Below are 2372 nucleotides of genomic sequence, written 5' to 3'. Positions count from 1 at the left end.
CAGGGCGTGAGCTTCGCCAACGCCCAGCGCCTCGCCCGCCACTACCTCGACGCCTACCGATGGACGAAGTAGGCGAGCGCGCCGGTGCGCGCGCGGTCCCGCTGGCGCTGCTCGAGGCGGTCGACCGCGACGGCATGGTCCGCCAGGCGTGGCGGGTCGAGCGCTGGCCGTTCTCGATCGGCCGCGCCCTCGACAACGACGCCGTCGTCAGCGAGCCGCACGTCGCGCCGCACCACGCCACGATCGATGTCGCCGAGGGTCCCGCCGGGCGGGCGGGCGCGATCGTCGTCACGGCCGGCGACACCCGCAACGGCCTCTCGGTCGGGCGGGAGCGCGTCGACGGCGGCACGTCGCAGCGCATCGCCGACGGCGGCCGCGACCTCGACCTGCACCTCGGCCGCAGCCACCTGCGCCTGCGCCTGCCCGGGCACGCGCTCGCGCCCGAACTGGCGATGGCGGCGGCGGTCGGGCGCGAGCAGCACTGGCTGCCGACGTTCGGCCTCGGCATCGCCGTGCTCGCCGCCGTGCTCTTCAACACCTGGATCGACACCGACCCCGACACGCTCGGCCGCACCGCCGGCACGGTGCTCCTGACCACCATCCTCGCCGGCGCGATGTGGTGCGGCCTGTGGGCCCTGCTCTCGAAGACGGTCAGCCGGCAGAGCCACTTCGCCTGGCACGTGCGCGTGTTCGTGATCGCGACCCTGGTGACGCTGGTCCTCTCGGTGCTGCCGCCGCTGGTCGCCTTCTCGCTGTCGTGGCCGTGGATCGCCGACTTCAGCTTCATTGCCGTCTACGCCACGGTCGCCGCCGCCATCTATTTCCACCTGCTTGCCGTCGAGCCCGGTCGCCAGCGGCTGATGCGCGCGGTCACCGCGACCGGCTTCCTCACCGCCGTCGCGCTGTCGATCTGGTTCAACGTGCAGCGCACCGGCCGCCCTGGCGAAGAGCTCTACATGAACCACCTGTTCCCGCCGCAGCTGCGCGCCGCGACCCCCGTCCCCGTCGACCAGTTCGTGCAGGGCCTGGCGCCGATGCAGGCCATCCTCGACCGCAAGGCCAGGGAGCGGAGCGGTTCCGACATCGAGCCACGAGGAGGTCCCGACGATGAAGAGTGAAAGCAAGGCCGCGCCCGGTGCCGGCACGGGCACGATCCTGGTCACCGGCGGCAGCCGCGGCATCGGCGCAGCGACGTGCCTGCTTGCCGCACGGCGCGGCTGGGCCGTGGCAGTCAACTACGCGCGCGACGCCGCGGCGGCCGACGCGGTCGTCGCCGCGATCGTCGCCGAGGGCGGCCGGGCCCTCGCCATCCGCGCCGACGTGGGCCGGGACGACGAGGTCACGGCGATGTTTTCGCGCATCGACGCCGAGCTGCCGCCGCTCGCCGGGCTGGTCAACAACGCCGGCGTCGTCGACCAGCCGTCGCGGGTCGAGGCGATGAGCGTCGAGCGTCTGCAGCGGATGTTCGCGATCAACGTCTTCGGCAGCTTCTACTGCGCGCGCGAGGCGATCCGGCGCATGAGCATGAAGGCGGCGCGGCCGGGCCAGGGCGGCGCCATCGTCAACCTGTCGTCGGCGGCGGCCAAGCTCGGCGCCGGCGGCCAGTACGTCGACTACGCCGCCGCCAAGGGGGCGATCGAGAGCTTCACCATCGGCCTGGCCAAGGAAGTCGCGGCCGAAGGCATCCGCGTCAACGCCGTCCGGCCCGGCATCATCGAGACCGACATCCACGCCTCCGGCGGCACGCCCGACCGCGTCCGGCAGATGCTGCCGCTGCTGCCGATGCAGCGCGCCGGCTCGGCCGCGGAGGTCGCCGAGGCGATCGTCTGGCTGCTGTCCGACGGGTCGAGCTACACCACGGGGTCGATCGTCGAGGTGACGGGCGGACGCTGAAGCACGAGCCGGCCTGCGCCGTCCATGGACTCGCTCACCCAGCTGACGCTCGGCGCCGCGGTCGGGGTGGCCGTCATGGGCCGGCGCACCGCCATCTGGAAAGCCGCGGCCTGGGGCGCGGTCGCCGGCACGCTCCCGGATCTCGACGTGCTCGTCGACCACGGCGACCCGATCCGCAACATGGTGCTGCACCGCGCCGAGAGCCACGCGCTGTTCTGGCTGACGCTGCTGTCGCTGCCTTTCGCCGCCTGCGTGGCGCGGCTGCATGGCGAGTGGGCGCTCTGGCGGCGCTGGTGGCTGGCCCTCTGGCTGGCCCTCGTCACCCACCCGCTGCTCGATGCGATGACGGTCTACGGCACGCAGCTCGCGCTGCCGTTCACAGACCATCCCTTCGGCGTCGGCAGCGTCTTCATCATCGACCCGCTGTACACGCTGCCGCTGCTACTGGGCACCGGCTGGGCGCTGGCGTCGCGCGGCAG

3 protein-coding genes are annotated in these 2372 nt (G+C 73.1%); all 3 read left to right on the top strand.

The annotated features are described in order from the left end of the window. The first annotated feature begins 59 nt into the window (after positions 1-59). Positions 60-1118, top strand: a complete 1059-nt coding sequence (locus AC30N0_RS06195) for an FHA domain-containing protein (RefSeq protein WP_489517054.1) — start codon at positions 60-62, stop codon at positions 1116-1118. Further along, the gene (locus AC30N0_RS06190) at positions 1108-1893 is read left to right on the top strand and encodes an SDR family oxidoreductase (RefSeq protein ID WP_489517053.1); all 786 of its coding nucleotides are present in this window, start codon (positions 1108-1110) and stop codon (positions 1891-1893) included. Before AC30N0_RS06195 ends, AC30N0_RS06190 begins: the two co-directional genes overlap by 11 nt. Before the next feature lie 24 nt (positions 1894-1917). Then, positions 1918-2372 (top strand): metal-dependent hydrolase (locus tag AC30N0_RS06185; protein ID WP_489517052.1); only part of this gene is annotated, 455 nt, incomplete at its 3' end.

The organism is Rhizobacter sp. (genome assembly GCF_031412495.1).
Lineage (GTDB): Bacteria > Pseudomonadota > Gammaproteobacteria > Burkholderiales > Burkholderiaceae_C > Schlegelella_A.
This window is presented reverse-complemented; position numbering and strand designations above follow the sequence as displayed.